Source organism: Spirosoma sp. KCTC 42546 (assembly GCF_006965485.1).
Classification (GTDB): domain Bacteria; phylum Bacteroidota; class Bacteroidia; order Cytophagales; family Spirosomataceae; genus Spirosoma.
In genome coordinates, this window is the sequence record NZ_CP041360.1 from 2,085,577 (window position 1) to 2,107,392 (window position 21,816).

General features: G+C 50.3%; 19 protein-coding genes. 7 read left to right on the plus strand and 12 right to left on the minus strand.

The features are described 5' to 3' along the window. Positions 1-50 precede the first annotated feature (50 nt). Positions 51-1,208: a zinc-dependent alcohol dehydrogenase gene (locus EXU85_RS08360; RefSeq protein WP_142771649.1), complete on the minus strand. Its 1,158-nt coding sequence runs from the start codon at positions 1,206-1,208 to the stop codon at positions 51-53. A 323-nt stretch (positions 1,209-1,531) separates the two neighbouring features. Between EXU85_RS08360 and EXU85_RS08365 the strand changes: the two genes are divergently transcribed. Beyond that, positions 1,532-1,876: a plasmid stabilization protein gene (locus EXU85_RS08365; RefSeq protein ID WP_246859463.1), complete on the plus strand. Its 345-nt coding sequence runs from the start codon at positions 1,532-1,534 to the stop codon at positions 1,874-1,876. A 160-nt stretch (positions 1,877-2,036) separates the two neighbouring features. Here the strand turns inward: EXU85_RS08365 and EXU85_RS08370 are convergent, their stop codons facing one another. From EXU85_RS08370 to EXU85_RS08395, 6 genes are all read right to left on the minus strand, one after another. Continuing rightward, the gene (locus EXU85_RS08370; RefSeq protein WP_142771651.1) at positions 2,037-3,239 is read right to left on the minus strand and encodes an amine oxidase; all 1,203 of its coding nucleotides are present in this window, start codon (positions 3,237-3,239) and stop codon (positions 2,037-2,039) included. 43 nt (positions 3,240-3,282) lie between these two features. Then, positions 3,283-4,053 (minus strand): alpha/beta fold hydrolase, encoded by a 771-nt coding sequence (locus tag EXU85_RS08375; protein ID WP_142771652.1) that lies wholly within the window; start codon positions 4,051-4,053, stop codon positions 3,283-3,285. A 38-nt stretch (positions 4,054-4,091) separates the two neighbouring features. Next, positions 4,092-5,432, minus strand: a complete 1,341-nt coding sequence (locus EXU85_RS08380; protein ID WP_142771653.1) for a family 1 glycosylhydrolase — start codon at positions 5,430-5,432, stop codon at positions 4,092-4,094. A gap of 108 nt (positions 5,433-5,540) precedes the next feature. After that, on the minus strand, positions 5,541-7,073 hold the full coding sequence (locus tag EXU85_RS08385) for a GMC family oxidoreductase (protein WP_142771654.1): 1,533 nt from the start codon (positions 7,071-7,073) through the stop codon (positions 5,541-5,543). Between the two features lie 121 nt (positions 7,074-7,194). Next, positions 7,195-7,788 (minus strand): gluconate 2-dehydrogenase subunit 3 family protein, encoded by a 594-nt coding sequence (locus EXU85_RS08390; RefSeq protein ID WP_246859464.1) that lies wholly within the window; start codon positions 7,786-7,788, stop codon positions 7,195-7,197. 101 nt (positions 7,789-7,889) lie between these two features. Beyond that, a complete protein-coding gene (locus EXU85_RS08395) occupies positions 7,890-8,756 on the minus strand; it encodes an SDR family oxidoreductase (protein ID WP_142771655.1) in 867 nt (288 codons plus the stop codon). Between the two features lie 173 nt (positions 8,757-8,929). Here EXU85_RS08395 and EXU85_RS08400 point away from each other — a divergent pair, with 173 nt between their 5' ends. The 3 genes from EXU85_RS08400 (at position 8,930) to EXU85_RS08410 (ending at position 11,104) form a co-directional block, all read left to right on the plus strand. After that, positions 8,930-10,093, plus strand: coding sequence for a glycosyltransferase (locus tag EXU85_RS08400; RefSeq protein WP_142771656.1), 1,164 nt, complete (start codon positions 8,930-8,932; stop codon positions 10,091-10,093). 111 nt (positions 10,094-10,204) lie between these two features. Next, positions 10,205-10,633: an antitoxin Xre-like helix-turn-helix domain-containing protein gene (locus EXU85_RS08405; protein ID WP_142771657.1), complete on the plus strand. Its 429-nt coding sequence runs from the start codon at positions 10,205-10,207 to the stop codon at positions 10,631-10,633. Positions 10,634-10,636: 3 nt separating this feature from the next. Beyond that, positions 10,637-11,104 (plus strand): RES family NAD+ phosphorylase, encoded by a 468-nt coding sequence (locus EXU85_RS08410; protein ID WP_142771658.1) that lies wholly within the window; start codon positions 10,637-10,639, stop codon positions 11,102-11,104. Positions 11,105-11,122: 18 nt separating this feature from the next. Here EXU85_RS08410 and EXU85_RS08415 read toward each other — a convergent pair whose 3' ends face one another. Genes EXU85_RS08415 through EXU85_RS08425 form a run of 3 tightly spaced genes read right to left on the minus strand, consistent with a single transcriptional unit; the run spans position 11,123 to position 13,651 of the window. Next, a complete protein-coding gene (locus EXU85_RS08415) occupies positions 11,123-11,722 on the minus strand; it encodes a class I SAM-dependent methyltransferase (protein ID WP_142771659.1) in 600 nt (199 codons plus the stop codon). Between the two features lie 8 nt (positions 11,723-11,730). Next, positions 11,731-12,486, minus strand: a complete 756-nt coding sequence (locus EXU85_RS08420) for a PIG-L deacetylase family protein (protein WP_142771660.1) — start codon at positions 12,484-12,486, stop codon at positions 11,731-11,733. Next, positions 12,470-13,651 (minus strand): acyl-CoA dehydrogenase family protein, encoded by a 1,182-nt coding sequence (locus tag EXU85_RS08425; protein WP_142771661.1) that lies wholly within the window; start codon positions 13,649-13,651, stop codon positions 12,470-12,472. The genes EXU85_RS08420 and EXU85_RS08425 overlap by 17 nt, the downstream gene beginning before the upstream one ends. Positions 13,652-13,936: 285 nt before the next feature. On the opposite strand from EXU85_RS08425, the gene EXU85_RS08430 reads away from it, so the two are divergent. The 3 genes from EXU85_RS08430 to treY all read left to right on the plus strand — a co-directional run bounded on the left by EXU85_RS08430 (position 13,937) and on the right by treY (position 19,054). After that, complete coding sequence (locus tag EXU85_RS08430; RefSeq protein WP_142771662.1) at positions 13,937-15,115, plus strand: glycosyltransferase family 1 protein; 1,179 nt, start codon at positions 13,937-13,939, stop codon at positions 15,113-15,115. Between the two features lie 176 nt (positions 15,116-15,291). Beyond that, entirely contained in the window at positions 15,292-16,116 is an 825-nt protein-coding gene (locus EXU85_RS08435) for a response regulator transcription factor (RefSeq protein ID WP_142771663.1), read from the plus strand. 205 nt (positions 16,117-16,321) lie between these two features. Continuing rightward, complete coding sequence (gene treY / locus EXU85_RS08440) at positions 16,322-19,054, plus strand: malto-oligosyltrehalose synthase (RefSeq protein ID WP_142771664.1); 2,733 nt, start codon at positions 16,322-16,324, stop codon at positions 19,052-19,054. Between the two features lie 535 nt (positions 19,055-19,589). On the opposite strand, the gene EXU85_RS08445 is transcribed toward treY, so the two are convergent. Together EXU85_RS08445 and EXU85_RS08450 are read right to left on the minus strand one after the other, a co-directional pair. After that, complete coding sequence (locus EXU85_RS08445) at positions 19,590-21,083, minus strand: cellulose synthase family protein (protein ID WP_142771665.1); 1,494 nt, start codon at positions 21,081-21,083, stop codon at positions 19,590-19,592. A 254-nt stretch (positions 21,084-21,337) separates the two neighbouring features. Beyond that, complete coding sequence (locus EXU85_RS08450) at positions 21,338-21,814, minus strand: low affinity iron permease family protein (RefSeq protein WP_142771666.1); 477 nt, start codon at positions 21,812-21,814, stop codon at positions 21,338-21,340. Between the last annotated feature and the right edge of the window lie 2 nt (positions 21,815-21,816).

The following is a 21,816-nucleotide window of genomic DNA, read 5'->3' on the forward strand; positions in this document are numbered from 1 at the left end:
CGTAGTCGGTTTTGAGAAACCAACACCACTGGTGTACAACACTAACCAAATCAGGGTTTTAATACTACTTTGGTACAGTCGTCTTCTTTATGTTTAAACATATCGTAGGCCCGTGAAGCTTCGGATAGTGGTAACGTATGGGAGATGATATCATCGAGTACAACTTTACCCTGCACCACCAGATCCAGCAGATGGTTCATATTCTTGTGCACAAACGACTGCCCGAACTGAATGGTAATCCCTTTGTCGAACAGGCGATGAACCGGGAAATTGTCGTATGGGCTGCCATAGACCCCAACGACGGTTACAATACCACCCCGCCGAACGGCCTGAAAGCACAGCTCCATCACTTTGGGCGTACCTTTCTCGAAATTGATGACGGCTTTGGCTTTTTCCAGCAACGACCGATTCGCTTCCATACCCACAGCATCGACACATACGTCGGCACCCCGTCCGCCGGTCATCTGGCGAATGGCTTCAATCACATCGACCTCGTCTGGATTGAGCGTCTCAACTTTATTGACCAGTCGGGCACGCTCCAGCCGATAGTTTAGCGGATCAATGGCAATCACGCGTCCGGCTCCCTGTATCCAGGCTGCTTTCTGCGCCATTAATCCCACGGGCCCTGATCCGAAAATAGCGACCGTCTCACCACCCTGTAACTTGCCCCACTCAATGGCGCTCCAGCCAGTAGGGAAAATGTCGGTCAAGAATAGCACCTGTTCGTCTTTAAGGGTTTCGGGTACCAGGTGCAGCCCATAATCCGCATAAGGCACCCGGACGTATTCGGCCTGACCCCCATTGTAGCCGCCGTAGAGATCGGTGTAGCCGAATAAGCCACCGCCTTTTTCGGTTAGCATGCCGCCGTCGGGACCGTAATGTTCGGGGTTTGAGTTTTCGCACTGCATCTGCAGGTTATGCTCGCAGAAGTAGCACTTCCCGCAGGCAATGGTGAACGGCACCACCACCCGATCCCCTTTTTTTAGATTCGTTACGTCCGAGCCAACATCTTCGACAATACCCATAAACTCGTGGCCGAGGACTTCATTCTTCAATTGAGGGATGAACCCATCGTAGATGTGCAGGTCGGAGCCGCAGATTGCGGTTGACGTAACGCGAATGATGGCATCACGCGGTTGTTCAATGCGCGGGTCGTCTACCGTATCGACCTGAATGTCGCCGATTTTGTGAAAAACTGCTGCTTTCATGCTAAACGTTGCGTAAAGGATTGGCTGATACTTCGGAATTTATACTGGAAATGGCTTGACTTGGTTTGCAGAAACGGTCTGATCCATACGTGGCAGGAGAGCGTTTAGGTGACGGGTTTGACTGTTTAAGTAGCTATCGGCCAAATTGTTGAGGTTAGCAGTAGCGTATTCTAAAAAGTAAGGTTCTGGTCCTTTTGCTGAAGCGATTCTTCCCGTAAACGGAGCTGTTAATGGATAGCCATGAGTAGTGCCATTGCCTCACTATTTGGCGATTGGGTATGGTCATTTCAGTCGGGTCCTAGTTGAATTTCGAGCTAGCCAAAATGGCTAATCAACTACCTAAAACTAAACCAACTACAACGATGCCACGAGGAGATAAATCGGCTTACACTGATAAGCAACAACGACAGGCTGAGCACATTGAAGAAAGTTACGAAGATCGGGGTGTACCCAAGGAAGAGGCCGAAAGCCGGGCCTGGGCAACGGTAAACAAAATATCGGGTGGCGGAAAAAAGAGTGGCTCAGGCCGCGGTCACGCTGAAAATAAGGAACCAACCCAAAAGGGTGGCCGGAAAGGTGGGGCTGCTTCGGCATCGCGCTCCGCCGAAGAACGGTCAGAATCAGCTAAGAAAGCGGCTGCTACGCGTAAGAAGAATGCGGCTAGTTAATCGCTGATTTTACAGCTTTTCTACCCCTCAATCCCCTGAAGGGGAATTTGTCTGAGCATGAGCAAAGTCCCCTTCAGGGGATTGAGGGGTGGAAAAGCCTTGAGGTGAAGACACAGACCGAGAATACCGAGCTATCGACTGACTTAATAAACTGTATAAATTACTCCCGAAAGAGAAAATCCGGCGTTGTCGGCTGTAACGTGTCAAGTCGCTCGGTTACCACATGTTGAGCCTGTACTAGCGCACGGGCATATGGTTCGTGCAACACCCGACCAGGGGGAGTAACGGACAGATCGGCGTCCCAGAGCCCGGAGCGGTGCCATTGGTCGAGGTGATCCCAATCGGGGCGGTCGATGATTGGATATAGACACGCGCCCCAGAGAGGAACGCCTGCTTCGAGTACCGCTGCACATTCGCGGCCAATCATCTCGATCCAGACCGGACGGTCGATGCCAGGGTGGCTGGTTTCGGTTAAGGCAATGGGCTTATCATACCGATGCCAGGCTTTCATCAATAATTTTCGAAGAGGGACCCAGCGCGGATCGGGCCTGAAATCGTTCCAGCCAAGAAATATGCCGGTTTTATTGATCCACTGATTATTATAGTAGTAATTGAAGCCGAGAATATCCAGATAAGCAGGCGAGCCGCCTAGTTCCGGCGCAATTTTTCCGGCGAGCATATCAACCGATTGAAACTGATTTTCGTCGGCAATAGCCGCATCGATGAGGTCCCGTTCGGTTGCCTTGACCGGTGGTACAATCTGAACCAGCGGTTCGGTTGTCAGGATGCGGATAGTTGGGTCGATCTCGCGCATAGCGGCTACCCCTTCAATATAGGCCCGCATAAGACCGAGCTTAACTTGCCAGCCCTGGTTGGTGCAGTAGGGCGACGTACCACGGGCATCACCACCCAGCCAGGAGATAAAACTGACTTCGTTGATGGGGGTTACGATGAGTGTATCGTCGGGGTAACGGTCGCGGTAGAAACGGACGAACGCCCGGCAGAGAGCCGCAAAACGGCGGGCAAACATCGGATGCAAAGGCGTCAGATCGTCGGGATAACCAAAATGACACAGATCCCATACCTGTTGAATGCCCTGGCGTTTTCCCGCGATGAGCATCGGCTCTACGGCACTCCAGTCATACTGATACGCCTTTTTTTCAACCACACTCCACCGAATGCCTTCCCGAACGGTACGAATAGAGAACGGGTTAAGCTGTTCATAATCGGCGTCAATCAACTGGAGGTGTCCGGTAGTCGAAAGCAAGTCGACTCGGTTCCCGAAACAGTTAAGCTGATCGGTGCATTCGTAGCCTGCCCACCAGAAGGATTGAAATGGGTTATTAGATAGAGAATTCGCCATAGTTTCTATCTAACCACGAAAGTTAAGGTATTTGTTCAGTGAACTAGCCCGCCATAGTTCGTTGAATAAACGCGACTACGTCGTTTGGCGTCTCCCAGGGTAACAGGTGTCCTGCGCCGTCAATCCTATCGAGGGTGGCCGTTTTTAGGTAAGGTAAGGTCATCGTTGTTTGCACATTGGGCAGAAGCGCTTGATCGGCTGTACCCACAAGAATCGCTACCGGAATGATGATATTGCTCATTTGTTCCGAAATATCCTCTTTGCTCCCAAGGGTGAGCCAGGCTTTCCAGGCTACATCCGCCGTCCGAAGATTGTCAATAACGATCTGTTCCTTTACTTCCTGGGAGAGCGACCTGGCAGTGATTTTGGCAACTGTCTGCTCGGCATTTGCCCGTTGACCGTGGTTAGCAAGCATATCGGCTCGATCGTTATCCGGAATGGGTTCTGGAACGGGCGGGGATGGTGCCAATAAAACGAGTGATTGAAGGCCAGCGGGTTTCTGACTTGCTAAGGCCAGCGCCACTTTGCCCCCCATCGAATGCCCAACGAGTGCGAACGCTTCGACATTCATGACGCGAAGCAATTCGACAACGTCATTGGCCATATCAGGTACCGAGTAACCCGTTGCCGACGCTTCGGAATCACCATGCCCCCGCAGGTCGACTGCCAGGCACCGATACTGGCCCGCGAGCTGGTTCATGACAACTTGCCATTCCAGGGCCGATCCACCGAAATAGTGTAAAAAAACAAGTGTTAGCGGACCGTTGCCTAACTCAAGAACGTTGAGCTGGGTGTTGTTGATGGAATAGTGCATGGTGGTAGGAGAGGAGCCGGGGGTGAGGTGAATTATAGTTAAGTCGCTACTTTTAGTCGTGCTGGCCGGTCGGTGATCTCAAGCATTTCGGCGTGTGGAACGATGGTGATCTGGCCAAATTCTTTCAACAGCGCCTTATAGGTTTCCGCAACGGGGCGGGGTTTTCGGTTTAGATCGTAAAGACCGCAGGCATTGACGTTGTTATTCACCTCTTTCAACTGGGTGTCCCAATCGATCTGGTCGATCAGGCTATACCAGGTAAAACCCAGCACCGGGACCCCATCCCGACGCATGCGCAGGATGCTTACCCACTGTTTCATGAGCCAGATGGGCGCTAAATCGGCCTCAAATACATTGGTTTCGGTGTGCATGACCGGCATGTGATAGCGCTCGTAATAATCTTTCGTGATTTCGTACCAGCCTAATACATCCATAGAGATTTGAATGGAGCCATCGGGTAGCTTGATCCGTTCGTTACGGCCGTAATAATCATTACCCATGATCTGATAGCCCGGTGGTTTGCCCGTCATAAACCAATTGTACTCGTCACGCGTCAGGCCGTTGTCCATCATATACATAGCCACCGTAGCCGAGGGCGGATTGGCATAGAGTAGATCCAGCGACAAAAAGCGAAGTTCGTTCTCCAGGGCAACTGAGGGCGAAGGCGTCGCACAAAGTTCATGCGTGTATTCGGCACTTTCGCTTTGTACGATGATGCAATCATTCCGGCGTTTGGCAATTTCATGGTTCCCCATAATACTGGCGGCTACGCAGTGTTTGAGTGCCGTTACGAACCCTTTATCGGTTTTGAGTTGCTCATTCCAGGCACCTTCTTTCCCGCTCAGGCGAGCCGTGACGTAAATTTCGTTGACGGGCGTATAATAGCGGACCCACGGATAGCGATCGGCCACGGCACCGGCATATTCGGCAAAATGAACGGGTAAATCGGGGTTCTGAAAGTCGCCAACCCAGTCGGGAACGCCAAAGTGCATCAGGTCCAGAATAGGGGTTATCTTGAGTCGCTTGATCTCGGCCATAGCTTCGTCGGCAAAACTCCAGTCGAATTTACCCGGCCCCTTATGGATGCTATAGTATGGCAAACCATAGCGCAATACGTTCAACCCTAATTCTTTTACCAGACCCAAATCCTCCTTCCACCGATCATAATGACCACATTCCCGGAGTAAATCCCGGCGTACTTTGCCGTTCTGAATGGTTGGGTACGAACACTCGATGCCCGTTGCGAACAGGAAATTTCCTGGATTGTCGGCTGGTAAGCCGCTGCCATCGTGCCCGGAGGCACCTCCAAATTCATCGCCAGCGTAATTGCCGTCGCCAAACTGTTTTTTTATGCTGTCTAAAAATCCTTTTTGAGCCATACGTTGATAGGCGGAGGTTATTTTTAAACACAGAGTCACAGAGAACACAGAGTAAAAAAGATAGTTTAAAATAACTCTGTGTTCTCTGTGACTCTGTGTTTAAAAAATTCACTTATATTTTTCCAGAAACCGATCGGCGGTGCGGAGTGATAACGCCATGATTGTCAGGGCCGGGTTAACGCTCAATGCACTTGGAAAGGTTGAATTATCACTGATAAACAGATTCGGAATATCGAACGACTGGCCATCCGGATTTACCACTGCTTTAGCTGGATCGGTTCCCATTCGGCAGGTACCAATAACGTGCGCGTTTCGTGGGAACGCCCATACGTTTTTAGCTCCCGCTGCGTCCCAGATGTCGCGCATGATCTTGTCGGCATGAGCGGTCATTCGTTTTTCATTGTCTCCATTCGAGAAATAGATACGTGGTTTGGGTAGTCCCCGGATGTCTTTTTCGTCCGATAATTCCAGGTAATTCTGTTCGTAGGGCAGGCAATCGCCGAGAATATTAATGCCCGCCACATGGTTGTAAGCCAATGCCGCTCGTTTTAGGTCTTGTCCCCAGATTCCCCGCGCCCGCGCCATCTGTGAGATATAGGTCAGGGGCATCACGCCAATGGATTGAAGCAGATAACCACCCGCAAAATCCGCCTGCTTAGGTCGGTGGGTATCTTCTGAAATCAACGCACCGGGAATGCCTTTGTAGGGGCGGACATCTTCCTCAAATTCACCCCAGATCTGTAGACCCGTATGCGCCATCAGATTCCGGCCAACCTGCCCGCTGCTGTTCGCCAGATTATTCATAAGGAGCAACCGGGCGGTTTCAACCGTTCCGGCACAGAGAAATACGAACCGGCACCGTTGCCGTTCCTCCTGGCCATTTCGGATATAAATCACCTCACTAATTCGACCGGATGCGTCCTGAACTAGCTGCGTAACAAAACTTTCTGGCCGGATTTCAGCGCCGTGATGGATTGCCAGTGGAATGTAGGTTACGTCCATGCTGGCTTTGGCACCAATGGTACAGCCTGCCTGACAAAACCCGCGATTGGCGCAGGCGGGCCGATGACCAACCCCTTCCTGATAGTAGCCTGCCGATAAGGCGGCATTGGCCGCTGGTGATGTTTTAATGCCGAGTGTTTTACACCCCCGTTCCATCAATTGCCCGGCTCCGTTTATAGGCAATGGTCCCAGGGCATAGGCGCGTTTTCGGGTAGGCCCCCAGGGATAAGGCGACGGGCCAGAAACTCCCAAAAACTGTTCAACTTCGTCGTAATAAGGCTCTAGCTGATCAAAACCAAGGGGCCAGTCTTCGCCTACGCCAAAGTCGGTGCGAAGTTGCAGGTCGTCGGGTTGGGCTCGGGGCGTGTAAGCGGTATAATGCAGTGTCGATCCGCCCACGCCCGTACCGGAGTTGTTACTGCCGAACGGGAGCGGATCATTTCCCGCACTGAGTCGTTCGTCATTCCAGAATAATTTCTCCTGCGACTTTTCGTCGGTGGCAAAATCCGTAGCTGGATTCCAGTGTTTTCCGGCTTCAAGGGCAACGACTTTCAGGCCCGCAGCCGCCAGCCTGGCCAGTAAAGGGGCACCCCCGGCACCCGTGCCAATCACAACGGCGTCAACGGTTTCTGTGAGCATGATGTTAATGGATAATGAATAATGCAGAATGAATAATGGATAATGAAGATTAATTGGCTGATGGACTTTTGTCTGTTGATGGAGAATTATTCATCATCCATTTTACATTATCCATTATTCATTATCCATTAACTTTCCTTGGTTCGCGGTCTTCCAACTCATTCAGGCTAATGCGCTGCCAGGTTGGTACATCGGCCATACCGACGTAGCCAATGGCTTCCTGGGCTAGCGGATGGCTGTAGTAGATGTGCGTAGCTTCGGTTAGTAGTTCTTCAAAAAAACGACCTGCGGGAAGATGCTCCCAGGTTTTGCCGGGCGCTACGGATCGCTGTATATTCAGGAGAACGTCGTCCTGCTGACTACCGGCCAGTTGCTGAAATGCCTGCTGGAAGAACAATTGAGCTGTCTCCTCGACGCCTGCAAGTCCCAGTTTATAAGCATCTCCATCCGCAGGCATCGTATCATATCGCCAGCCATCCGATTCGTTCTGAAACAGACGCTTGTCGATACCACCAGCTATATCAATCGGCTTGTCATCAGCCTCCTGCGGAAGCAGCCGGTCGCAGATGGCTTGTAACAAGGCAAATTCACTGGCGGAGAAAAACTGGGGTTGGTAAGCGGGTGACGTCAGGCGCTCGGTCAGTGCCTGTCGGGTTGCTTTGGTAACCTGGTTGGTGTTGAGCAGCGAACGAACGGTGCCTTCGGGGTAGTGCATAGAAATTGGGTTTGTAGTTCGATGTTTGTAGTCTGAGGTATAGACCCGCGAGTAGTTCAACCGTAGAAAAACATCAAACGTTGAACTACAAACTCCAAACATTACCCTAGTTTACCGCCTGTTACTTCTACAATACTACCTGTAATGAAACTGCCTTCGCTCGATGCCAGCAGCACGTAGGCCGGGGCTAACTCTTCGGGTTGTCCGGGGCGGGCCAGCGCTACTTCATGCCCAAAGTTTTTGACCTCATCTTCGGGCATGGTGCCGGGTATGTTGGGTGTCCAGACAGGGCCGGGAGCCACACAGTTGACCCGGATATTTCGTTTCCCCAACTGAATGGCCAGCGACTTGGTGAAAGAGTGAATGGCGCCCTTTGTAGCAGTATAATCGACCAGAATCGGATTGCCCACAATACCCACAATGCTACCCGTGTTTACAATGGCATCGCCCGCCTGCAGATGCGGCAGGGCGGCTTTTACCATGAAAAAGTAGCCGAAAATATTGGTCTCGAAGGTCCGTCGGAACTGCTCTTCGGTAATGTCTTCAATGTGTTCCTGCGCCATCTGATAGGCGGCATTGTTGATAAGGATATTGAGTTTGCCATAGCGATCGACCGTCTGCCTGACGGCATCCAGACAAGCCGCCGAACTACGGACATCCGCCTGAATGACCAGGCAGGGTCGGCCTTTGCTTTCCACCAGGTGTTTGGTCGTCATGGCATCGTCGGTATTCTCGTTATAGACAATGGCCACATTGGCCCCTTCCATGGCAAAGGCAATGGCTACTGCCCGGCCAATGCCCGAATCGGCACCTGTAATGATAGCGACCTTGTCCGTTAGTTTACCGGCTGCTTTGTAATTAGACAGGTTACTATCAGGGGCGGGGTTCATGTCCGACTGGCGGGCCGGATAGGGGAGTTGTTGCCCCGGAATATCCGCGGCTTCAGGGCGAAATTCACTTGTTTCCATAACGTGGTTGAGTAAGATGCCATTCGGCAATCAACTTGAATAAACCGATGTTAAGTGGTTTTGTTATGGACGACCGACCATTAGCCAGTTGTTGTCAACAATAGGGCGGACTTCTGGTTATGAGGTCACCTGCTTTGCCAACCACACGTCTTATCAACGCAGGAAATCACTCTATGCAGCCTGCGCTTGCCTCACCATCTACATCGCTCTTCCAACCGTTTTCACTGTTTAGTGCCTGCCCACCTGATTCTCAGTTGCGCGTTTCTGTGATTATTCCTGCCCGGAACGAAGCGGGTTATCTGGAAGTTGCCCTGGATGCTCTGCGCAACCAACGTCAGACCAATGGCAGACCAATGCCCATGCGGGAGTATGAAGTATTGGTGCTCCTCAACAATTGTACCGATCACTCGGTAACGATTGTGCAGCGCTACCAGCAACGGTACCCGGCTTTCGCGCTCCGTATGGCTAGCATTCAATTACCTCCCGAAAAAGCCAATGTAGGCACAGCCCGGCGATTGCTGATGGACGAAGCCTGCAAACGGTTGTTGGCGGTTAGCAATTCTGACGCAATCATTGCCTCTACAGACGGCGATACGCAGGTCGATACCTACTGGATCGCCCAGATACGGGCAGAAATGGCGAAAGGCTGTGAAGTCGTTGGGGGCCGGATTCTAACCCGGCCTGACACGAACCCCGTGCGCCTTAATCATCTTCGCGATGTGACCTATCGCATGCTGATCGCGCAACTCGAAGCCTACCTCGATCCATCACCAACCGATCCCTGGCCACGTCACTTTCAGCATTTTGGGGCCAGTATTGCCTTGACTTGCGCGGCTTATCAACGGGTTGGCGGACTGCCACGAGTAGCGTGTCTGGAAGACGAAGCCCTGTATAAAGCGCTGGTTCGAACAGATACCCGAATTCGGAAGAGCCCGCAGGTACGCGTTACTACCTCCACCCGCATGCAGGGCCGGGTAGAGGTGGGTTTTTCGGAGCAGTTGCGTTATTGGGAAGCCATGAATCAGGCGCGTAAGAGCCAATTGGTCGAAGCCTCGGGCGCAATTATTCGACGAATACAGAATCGTCACCGCCTTCGGGTAATCTGGCAAAACCGAGCCATCGACCAGCCGGCGGATGAACTAACCGAAATCGCGGCTAATCTGCTGATTGATGCCAACTGGCTACAGAACCAATTTGCCCAAAGCTGTTATTTTGGCCAGCTTTGGGAACGCGTCGAGGAACAACTGGCAACGGGTAGCTGGGCCGCTTTGTGGCCTCTAGTCCCAATTACAACGGCAATTAATGAGTTGCGGTTGTTTCTGCGTGGTATTGGTTAGGGATAGTTTTTACTAATCTGCTCTATAAACATGTTGCGCTAGGCTGGTATAATGAATTGATTGTTGGAAAAGTGAAGTTGTATAGTTAGCTTAGTGTAAAAGTTCACTATTATGGCGACGGCTTTGCCCACTTCTCATCAGAGTCGATTTGTTTCGACTCGCCTGCTTACCGAACAGGAAATAATCACCCGCAGCCGACAAGGCGTGTTGCGAGTTGAAGCCGACCGGGTTGCTAAACTGGTAGGCTTAACAGATAAAGAAGTAGCTATGGCCTTAGGGATTTCGGCTTCTTATCTGCATCGTTTGAAGGTTGATCAACGAATCAGTCAGGATGCTTCTGAGCGGTTACTTCTTTTGGAGAATTTACTCCAACATGCCCTGGATACATTTGAGGGACGAACCACAACCATAGTGGGGTGGTTACGTTCTCCGCTTAGGGAGTTGGATTTTCAAACCCCTTTGCAAACCTTAGACACAGTCACTGGCTATACGTTAGTCGACCGAGTATTAGGACGTATTGATCACGGTATCTTCGGCTGAGGTATGGCAGTGGTTTATCGAGTTATTCGCCAGAAGTATGCAGAAACTCCCCTGGATGTGACGGGTACATGGCTGAACGGAGGACGTTGGAACCCACCTGGAGTTGGTATTCTCTATACCGCAGAGCACCCGGCTTTAGCTTTAGTGGAAATCCTGGTTCATATGCCTCAGGTTCCTTACAACGAATTGCCAACGTACCGGCTATTTAGTTTAGAGATTCCGGATAAAAGTAGATGTGTGGTAAGAGCTGATGAATTACCATCCTATTGGCACGAGAACACATATAGCAGAAGCCAGACAATTCTAGCAGATTGGTTAGCAAAGCCCACTATATTAGCCTTGGGCGTTCCTTCGTCAGTTATGCCTGATGGTATAAACTATCTTCTTCATCCTGCCCATCCTGACTATCGAGATGTTCGTGTAATTGAGGAAAAAGCACTGGTGATCGATCCGCAATTATGGCACGAATGATAAAGAAACAGGTTAAGTCTATCCGGCTCTTTTCTGAAATAAATCCAGCCGATACGTCGACTCCCGTCGATTGGTCAGGTGCGTCAGTGGGCCATTGGCCTGGGTCGATTCCAGGAAAAAGTCATGCACCTGATCGCCGGTTAAGGGGTAGTCGTGCACGAAGGGTGTCCAATGCACCAGTAATAGATGCCCATTTGGCCTGAGATGATCAATCAGTAACTGTCGCGCATGGGTTAAATCAGGCATGGCCAGATAATAGCCTACTTCAGATAGTAGAATCAGATCGAACGATTCGCTGGGAAATTCGTCCGGAATTTTCATCTGCTGGATCGTTACGTTTGGATACGGAGCCAGCCGTTCGCGAGCCGTTTTTAAGGGTAGTTCGCTGGCATCAACGGCTAGTAACTTCCCACAATGGTCGGCCAGCATTTGGGTCAGCACACCAATTGAACACCCGATTTCAAAGGCATTGTCGTACTGCGCATTGGGTAAGGCCGCTATCGTTGCCATATACTTCTGTCGTTCGTAGTCGCTGGTGGCAAAGGACCAGGGGTCTTCGTTGGCCTGATAAACACGGTCGAAATAGGCCTGATCCAGGGTGGTTTGTGGCGTTGGCATGATACGTTTTAGGGAGTAGTCGTGGATTCCAGAAAGAGCTCACGAGGGTGATCGAAGTGAAGTAATAAGTCTGGCGATAGGTAAAAGGCGGTTGGATCGTCGTCAATTAGACGCGTTACCTGCGAGCGATGAGCCGCAATGGCTTGATTCCGTTGCTCCATCACCGTATTGATCGGTACGGTCCAAACCTTTACTTCATCTGGACCAGGCATGTCGGATGAAGTTCCCAATTCCCACAACCAGATCAGGTATTCCAGGACTCTGGGCTGCGTTGTCGTTTGTCTCAAGGCTTCCTGAACAAGCTGCCAGGAGGCCCGATGATCTGGGTGCGGGTCACGTCGCCAGGGAACAAACAGGGTAGAGGGTTTCACACGGTCGATCAGGGCTGCCATACAGGTTGCGGCCTCCGTAAATCCCGGTGTACCATCCATAGGCACCTGCCGATCCCGGTAACGCAAAAATGTACAGGCGTCTGGATCAACGTGTAGCATACGTAAAGCTTCGCGCGCTTCTGACTCGCGCAAATCACGCAGCCGTTCGGCCGGGTAGGCTTTTGAGTTCGGGTGCGACATGGTCCCGTCACTCACGAAGGCGACATGTACGGCGTATCCCTGGTCTCGTAACTGAGTAATCGTGCCGCCACAACCCAATGATTCATCGTCTGGATGCGGGGCAATAACGAGCGCTGTGCCAATTGTAGAAAGGTTAGTGAGCGCTACTGCCCGCTCATCCAGCGTATGGGTCTGATCAATGCCAGAGTTCATCGGCAGTTTTGGGGTTAGCGAGCACATATTTTCCAATATCCACCAGCGTTGCATCGGGGGCGGGCTGGCGTAGGTAATGGGTTAAATCGCGATGGATGCGCTCAAACGGGAGTGGACGAAGTAACCCTCTGGCACCTACGCAGCGTTCGACGAGTGGCATCACACGTAAACAGATTTCTTCGATAGCCGTTCGGGTCATGTTGGCATAGGCCACAATCTTTGTCCAGTCGGCTCCTTCGGCCAGCCAGCGATCTGTATGGTCGCCAGCATTCTGAAGCCATTGGTTGCCCGATTCGATCAAATAGGCCATTTCAGCCAGGCGGGTTTGCTGGAGCAGATCGTCGGTGCGGTTCAGGGAGGTCAGAAACTGGCGGGTAGCCTCATACAGGGCTTCGGCCCCGCCGAGTTGAACGGCTGCAAAGCGAATGGCTCCACCACTAAAATAAGGCTGTCGGAAATAGTCGCCGGGCTGGCCCAGCAAATCCGCATCCGTTAACTCGACACCCGTGAAATCAAGTTTAAAACTGGCCGATGCCCGCATGCCCAACGGTTGCCAGAACTGTGCATCCTGCCCAATCGGCGCGACGTGTTCGGTAGGCACAATCGTCATTTGCCAACCCTTGCGTGAATCGGCCTGTAAGTCGCCGGTGATCAACGGGCGCTGAATCCAGCCCGCTCCAGAGCAGAAGGTTTTTGTGCCCGACAGTCGATAGACACTGTCGCGGTCAGATGACTTTTGTTCGGCCAGTCGTACTCCATGATCAGCCTGCGTGTTCCAGACGCTGAACAACCGCTTATGTTCGGTTACGTCGGTATACCAGCGCGTACGCTGATCGGGCGTCGCGTAGAGGTGAATCAGATAAAGCGCGTTGATGTGTCCTTCATACACCCGGCCGACGGCCAGATTTGCCGACCCAATCCGTTTGAGCAGATGCAGCAGGCGAGCCGTTTGCCCCCGACCAAAATCCAGATCGTGACCGGGTAGGGTGATGGCAAGTAGTCCAGCCTCCGCCAGCCAGCCAAAAGCCTCTTCGGGAAATTCACCTTCCCGATCGGTGACAGGAGCTGCCTGGGCTATCCGGTCCATTAGTGGATTTAACAGGTCTGGGCTATCGGTAGGCGTATGAGGGCGCTTAGCAGCGGGAACTGGGTGAATAGAGTTCATGCCCTATAAATCGGCAAGGCTACAGATTGTTTACGAAGCGCGATGGCTGGGGTGTTTCGGTACGCTAAAAAGATATGCCCTGGAACCACTACCTCACATAATCAACAAAATTTATTTCCCGGAGTTGGTATTAATTATACACCTTCAAGTTCTCCGTTTATAGCCAGTAGCTGTACAAAAATATTTTTCTGTCTAAGGCATTGGGTTTATGTGAACAGGAATTAGAAAGCGCTATTTTACATTTTTTCTATACAACTGATGTCTCAATATCAACCTGAATCAACAATGTCTTTAATCTCTAGGGAACTAGCTAACTCTGAAGTTGTAAAAAATGTGAAATCGCCAGATTTGTCGGCTGGTGAAGTAACGGATTTGATTTGTTTTTCTCATTTACGCTGGAACTTCGTTTATCAGCGCCCCCAACATTTACTCAATAGAGCTAGCCAAACCTGGCGCGTTTGGTTTATCGAAGAGCCTATTTACGGCAACGAAAACCGAGTAGAGCTTCGCCCCATTAGTGAGACATTAACCGTAGTCGTTCCGTTCTTAAAGCACGGAACCAGCCATGAAGATGCCGTTCGTGAGCAGCGGGCCGCTATTGATCAACTCTTAGATCAGCACTCGATCCACGATTTTATTGCCTGGTATTACACGCCCATGGCGCTTACGTTCAGTGATCATCTGACTCCTCGTTTAACGGTTTATGACTGTATGGACGAACTATCGGCATTTCTTGGCGCGCCCAAAAGCCTGTTAGACAAGGAGAAGGCACTGCTTAATCGGGCCGATCTGGTATTTACGGGCGGTATGAGTTTGTACGAAGCCAAGAAAACCCGTCACGCCAGTGTATTTGCATTCCCTAGCAGCATCGATTATCGCCATTTTGAACCAGCGCGGCATTCGCTGCCAGCGCCAGCCGATATACGTGAGATTGCAGGGCCGCGCATTGGTTTTTGCGGGGTAATCGATGAACGGATGAATATCAATTTACTGGGCGAAGTGGCCCGGAAACGCCCCGACTGGCAATTTGTTTTGTTAGGGCCTGTCGTGAAAATTAATCCGGCTCATTTGCCTAAAGGCCCCAATCTTCATTATTTGGGTATGAAATCCTATGCTGACTTACCTACCTATTTCAGCCAGTGGGATGTTGCCATGATGCCCTTTGCCCTTAATGAAGCTACTCGTTACATAAGCCCCACAAAAACTCCTGAATACCTGGCCGCTGGTTTGCCCGTTGTCTCAACGTCGATTCAGGATGTGATCAGCACCTATGGTGGTTGGGCACCGGTCCTCATTGCCGACTCGGTCGAGGCTTTTGAAGAAGCCATTGACAAAGCCCTTAATCATACAATGGCTGATGACTGGGTGGCTGTCGATGAATTCCTGCTGGCAAATTCCTGGGATACTACCTGGGAGGCTATGAACCGGCTGATACAGGCTCGTATGACAGTAGCTTTTCAATAGTCTTTACTAGTCCGGATACGCCCTATTGCCCAAATAGGGCGTATCCTTTTCTGAACCTGGCAAACCCAACGTCGACTTATTGGTTTATTCTATTGGCAGGACGTAGTGCTAACGTCCTGTCGTACTACTGAAGTCATACAATCGTCGGTAAACAGGGTTCTAAAATCAGCTAGTGTATGAGTGTTATCAAACCTGCTCTCCAGCGCCCGGAATTAATAGCTTATTTTTCAGGGGCTAACAATTACTGCTGGATTTACTTTCGAAACGGGGAGAAGAAGCTCCTGGCCAAGCCAATTAGCTATTTGGAAAGCCAATTGCCCAATTTTATCCGCGTTCATAAAACGGTTCTGATTAATCCCGCTTATGTAAAAAGCCTGGATCAGCCTCCGCATAAAAAAATGGCTGGCAAGGTGTACCTGGATACAGGAGAAGTATTCCCTGTTAGCCGCCGACGCTGGTCTCAGGTGGTTGAATCGTTGCAGGTACTTCATCCGGTACGTGTTAATGGAATAGAGCAACAGCTCTCATCCGCTCCGGTTCGGGTTTCACCGGAAATTCAGCCATCGGGTTTTTCAGCGGCTTCGATATTACTAATCACCGATGATAAAGAGAAGGCAATCCTGACGGAACAACTTATTGGGAAAAAGTGGGCTGATTATCAGGTAAATACTGTCCAGTCAAGTGTGTTTTTGCCTGAACTGCTGAAACAGTTACCAGAACAGGATTATCCAACCCTGATTTTGCTAGACGCCAGGACACTTACAACTGACCGATTAACTACACTTCAGCGTCTGAAAGAGGATAGTCAACTGAATCGTATTCCCGTTGTGCTACTGGTGCTGCCAACCGATCAACTTATTAGTAATGGCTATCAAAAACAGGCAAATTCGGTTGTCTCGATGCCGATAGGGTACACCCTTTTTGAGCATACCATTGAACGAATCTGCCAATTCTGGCTGCGTATTGTCAGGTTGCCTGGTGTTCCGATGCATAGTAATTGAAAGCTTAGATGACGGATTGCATACGCGAGCGTCCAGTACATACCCCCCTGTTTTTAACAAGGCGATTAAACGTGAATGAGCCTATGAGTGAAGGTCAGACAAAACACGTATGGTGGCAGACAGGCATAATCTACCAAATTTACCCCCAATCGTTTCAGGACAGTAGTTGCATAGCCTGAATCAATTAGTATCTATGCTCAAGGTCATGAACAATCCCATATCAACCTACCGAATCCAATTTCACAAAAACTTTACCTTTCCTGATTTCGAGCAATTGATTCCGTATCTGGATAAGCTGGGCGTGAAAACCATTTATGCGTCGCCTATTTTCGAGGCCGTACCCGGTAGCCTACATGGCTATGATGCGGTGAATCTGCACCGAATCAATCCTGAAATCGGTACCGAAGCCCAGTTGACAGCCATAAGTCGGCAGTTGACAGAACGGGGAATCAGCTGGCTACAGGATATTGTGCCAAATCACATGGCGTTTCATCCTAATAATGCCTGGCTGATGGATGTGCTGGAAAAAGGACAACGTTCATTTTACGCATCTTTTTTCGATATTGACTGGACGAATCCACAGCAGAAAGGGCGACTGATGGTGCCGTTTCTGGGCGCTTCGTTGGAGGAAGTTATTGAAAAAGGAGAACTGGCCGTAGCCTATCAGAATCAACGCTTTGTTCTAACGAATCAGGACGCGGCTTACCCCCTGCACCTACGTTCGTATTCGACTATTCTACAGGCTAGTACTGGAAAAACGAACAAGTTGTTTCAGCCAATACTAGAGCTAGTGCAGGAGCTTGATTCGATTGCCGATACGAAAACCTACGCTGTCGGTTGTGCTGAATTACAGGAGAAACTCGCCAGTATACTTACTGAATCGAGAGATCAAAACTATCTGGAAAGCTGCCTGGAAGTGGTAAATACAAGCCCAGCACTGCTTCAGCAGCTTGCCGATGAGCAGGCTTATCGCTTGTGCTATTATGGGGAAACCGATCAGCAGATTAATTACCGGCGTTTTTTTACGGTCAATGCCCTGATCTGCCTAAACATACAGGACCCGGTCGTTTTTGAGCAGGTTCACCAGTACACGAAACAGTTGCTGGAATTAGGTGTGTTCCAGGGACTGCGTGTTGACCATATCGACGGGCTGTATGACCCGGATACCTACTTGGATCGACTTCGGAAACTGGCTGGTGAGGATACCTATATTGTTGTTGAAAAAATTCTGGAACAGGGCGAAGAACTACCTCAGTACTGGCCTATTCAGGGGGCAACGGGCTACCAATACCTGGCGCTGCTCAATAACCTGCTGACCCAAACCCGCAGCCAGCAAACGTTCACCCAGTTTTATCGGGAACTGCTTGGTGAGAAGAAAAATGTTCACTGGGAATTGCGCGATAAGAAAGCAACTATTCTCTACGAGCACATGCGGGGTGAGCTGGACAATCTGTATCGGTTCTTTCTGGATCTGAACCTGATCGATAGAAACCAGCCCGAAACAATACCGCCCGATACCCTAAAAACGGCCATTGGTGAGTTTCTGATTCAGTGTCCTGTATACCGCTATTACGGAAATCATCTGCCGTTGGGCGAATCGGAAGCCGAAGCTGTAGAAAACCTGCTCGATAAAATCAATACGAGTAAGCCAGAACTGGCAGCAGCCATTGGCTTACTGAAGGAGGCTTTGTTAACAAAACCTCAGTCGGGTGGTCAGGCTTACAACGACCGGGCCGCACGCTTCTATCAGCGTTGCATGCAGTTTACCGGCCCGCTCATGGCTAAAGGTGTGGAAGATACGCTCATGTACACCTACAACCGCTTTATTGGGCACGATGAAGTGGGTGATTCGCCCGAGTTCTTTGGTCTGACGGTAGACGAATTTCACCAGAAAATGATCGATCGGCAGATGAATTGGCCACTGGCGCTCAACGCGACGTCGACGCACGATACGAAGCGGGGCGAAGACGTGCGCAGCCGCTTGAATGTGCTAACCGATCTGGCCGAGGAATGGGTTGAGGAGGTGAAGGTATGGCAACAGCTCAATCAGGCAGGGGAGGCCCCCGATCGAAATGATGAGTACTTCATTTATCAGACGCTGGTCGGCGCTTACCCCATGCCCGGCCAGCAAGAGACAGATTTCTCTGACCGCCTGGCGGAGTATCTGGAGAAAGCCCTGCGTGAGGCCAAGCGCTACACTACGCATGCTAATCCCAATGAAGCCTACGAAGAAGCCGCCAAAGCGTTTGCCCGTACGTTATTGAATCAAAAACGCCCGTTCTGGAAACGCTTTCAGGCCTTTCACCAGCGCATTACCGATTTCGGGATTATCAACTCCCTGGCGCAGGTCGTGTTGAAATGTACCTGTCCGGGCCTTCCGGACGTATACCAGGGGAGCGAACTATGGGACCTTAGTTTAGTGGACCCCGACAACCGTCGGCCAGTGGATTACGACCAGCGGCAACAATGGCTGGATGAGTTGGTGGCTACGGATTCCAATGATTTGTGGTCTGAATTATGGACGAATCGCTACGATGCCCGGATCAAACTTTGGTTGTTATATACGCTGTTAACTGAACGAAGTCAGCAGCCTGAACTCTTCGAGAAGGGGCACTATATTCCCCTGGCGATTGAAGGAACTTACAGCCAGCATGTATTGGCCTTTGCCCGGCAGTATCAACAGCGCTGGTGTGTTGTAGCAGTTCCGTTAGGGTTAGCTTCGGTATGTCAGGAGCAACAGACCGACATCGTTTCCCTCGACTGGAAAGACACCCGACTCATTTTACCTGACAATGCCCCTGCCGACTGGAGCCACCAGTTGATTGATGCCCAAGGAAAGGCTGAAAAGAGTATGGCTATAGGTGATCTTTTTTCTTTTTTACCGCTGGCGGTCGTGCGGTTAGGGCAATCTGTAGCAAGTGAAGTTGCTGTAGGTTAATGTATAGAGCAGATCTTGAGCGTGGTCTAAGAAACTGGTGAAAATTAGTTTTTGCTTAGCCTGAAAACAATCCCCTTATTGATTTGCATTAAATAACCGCCTAAATAAAACTTGTCTTTTTGGGCTTTTAAAACCCCCAACCCCCTGAAGGGGGCTAAGTTCACTAGGGAGAAAAGCCCCCTTCAGGGGGTTGGGGGTTTTGAAGACTAGCAAAACGGCGGTTAATTTCTTCAAGCCAGTTAGGGGATTTTGCTCATGCTTAGGAAAAGCCCCTTTTAGGGCAGGGCCGTTAATTCCTATCGTCTTTACCCCCCAACCCCCTGAAGGGGGCGTACTCCGAAGTGGATTTTCTCCCCCTTTAGGGGGTTGGGGGGTAAAATAAGCCAATAAAAGAGGCTGATTAAGTAAAGAAAATTCAGAACTTAACGGCCTTGACCTTCAGGGGATTTAGGGGTTTTAGATAATTTCACGAATTTCGCCGAACGCCGGATTAGTCAGGTCAAATTCTATCTCTGTAATCTCTGTGTTCATCATCTTAACCTGCCTGAACAAGCGAGCGTCCGCGGCCGGAATGGATCAGGGAATAAATGAACACCATTCCGAAGCCAACCATGAGCATGATATGGAGAAAAAACATGCGGTAATCTTCGATGTAAAATGCCAGAATTAGTCCGCCCAGGAAATAGAGCGATAGAAAGCCTTCCACCAGCGTCAACCAACTGAACTGCCGGTTTACGTACACATTGGCGCTCCATCCGTCCGTAGCCGCTTTAACATTGAATTTTGGTGTCCGGATAAAGGGCGTCTTTCGTCCGATATAGCCCTCAATTACGGCAATCGTGTTATGCAGCGAAAGACCCATCATAAGGGACGAATACATCGGGAAATACCAGATCAGTTTAGCCTTGGTCTCCGGTTTCAGAAACCAGATGGGAATTCCGTAGAACGTAATGAGAATCAGTAAATTGGCCTGGAATAAATTAATGACTCTGAACACCCATTCCCATTCCGGGTGTTGGCTCCGAATGTAAATCAGGGGAACGCTCATGACGCCCAGGATCAGTACCAAAATGAACGTAGCGCTGCTGAAGAGATGGAAAAACGCGTGGAGCTTCACGGTCAACGACAATCCCGGTGTTCGGAGTACATTGACAAACAATTTACGGGCGCACTCAGCCGCTCCTTTCATCCAGCGGTATTGCTGCGATTTCAGCGCATTCATCGCAATCGGCAATTCGGCAGGAGAACAGACGTCTTCCCGGTACACAAACTTCCAGCCTTTGAGTTGGGCCCGATAGCTCAGATCCAGATCCTCCGTCAGTGTGTCGCTTTGCCAGCCTCCCGCATCGGTAATTGCCTGTTTCCGCCAGACGCCCCCCGTGCCATTGAAGTTAGCCAGAAAGCCAGCGGCATACCGGCCGCTTTGCTCAATCGTGAAGTGCGCATTAAGGCCAAACGCCTGTAGTTGGGTCATCAACGAAAAGTCTTCATTAAGGTGCCCCCACCGGGTTTGTACGATGGCTACTTTGGGGTCGGTAAAGTGAGGAATGGTCTTTAACAGGAAGTCGGGGTCAGGCACGAAGTCGGCGTCGAAAATGGCAATGAATTCGCCTTTTGCCAGCGTCATCCCGTACGCGAGTGCCCCCGCTTTGAAGCCCTTTCGGTCGGCCCGGCGAATATGCTCAATGTCGAAGCCAAGTTGCTTATAAGTAGCTACTTTACCCGCGATCAACTCAACGGTTTCATCCGACGAGTCATCCAGAAGTTGAATGTCGAGTTTGTCGGTTGGGTAGTTCAGTTGCACAACGGCGTCGATGAGTCGTTCCACTACATACAATTCATTATAGACGGGTAATTGCACGGTTACGCGCGGTAACGCATCGGGTAAGATGATTGCGGTTGACAAAGCGGCCTGTTTTCGTTTTCGCGTCGATGCCAAGTAAATAAGAATAAGGCTCAACTGCCCACAGTTGTAAATAAACAGCAGCATCAATGCCAGTCCATATAACAGCAGGACCAGAATTTCCATATGGATAAAGTATAAAGTGTCAAAACGTTGTGCCCTACACAGCTGGGCCTATAAGGGTGGTAACTGCTTGAGTAAGCAAAGAGTTAAGAACAAAGCGATAGGGTTACTAAAGGAACCGGCAATTTTTATCGATAAACTGACTCCATTCTCATAGAAAGGCTTTCCAACCGAATTAAGGTTACGGCCTGTATAGCCATAAGCTGGTTTTAACGTGGTATTGTGAGGAAACGGATAGCCGAACTAGTGTAGGTACATTACTTCTTCGTTGTTTTTTCCAGCTTTTCCTCTGTATTATCAATGGCTTCTTCTACGGAGTGCGATTTCCGTAGATCGGTCTTTTGTTTGGTTAACTCAGCCATCGTACAATAGTGTTTGTAAAGGATATCCAGTTCCTCTTCACTCAGGTTTTCGCTGGCAACCAGCCGGTTGCTGGCCCCTTTGGTGGCTGCAATTAGCTCGTTCAACTTAAGCTGAACCGAAAGAGATTCTTTATTCTGGGCTTTCTGAATAACAAACACCATCAGAAACGTGATAATTGTTGTGCCTGTGTTGATAACGAGTTGCCAATTCTCCGAATAGCCAAAAACAGGCCCAAGCAGCGCCCAGATAATGACCGAAGCCATCGCCAGAATAAAGGCGGCAGAACTACCGGTTGCTTTGGCAACGGCGGAGGAAAACCGTTCGAAATAGCTTTTGCTGGCATGCTCTTCATGTGTTTCTGTAGTTTTCATAC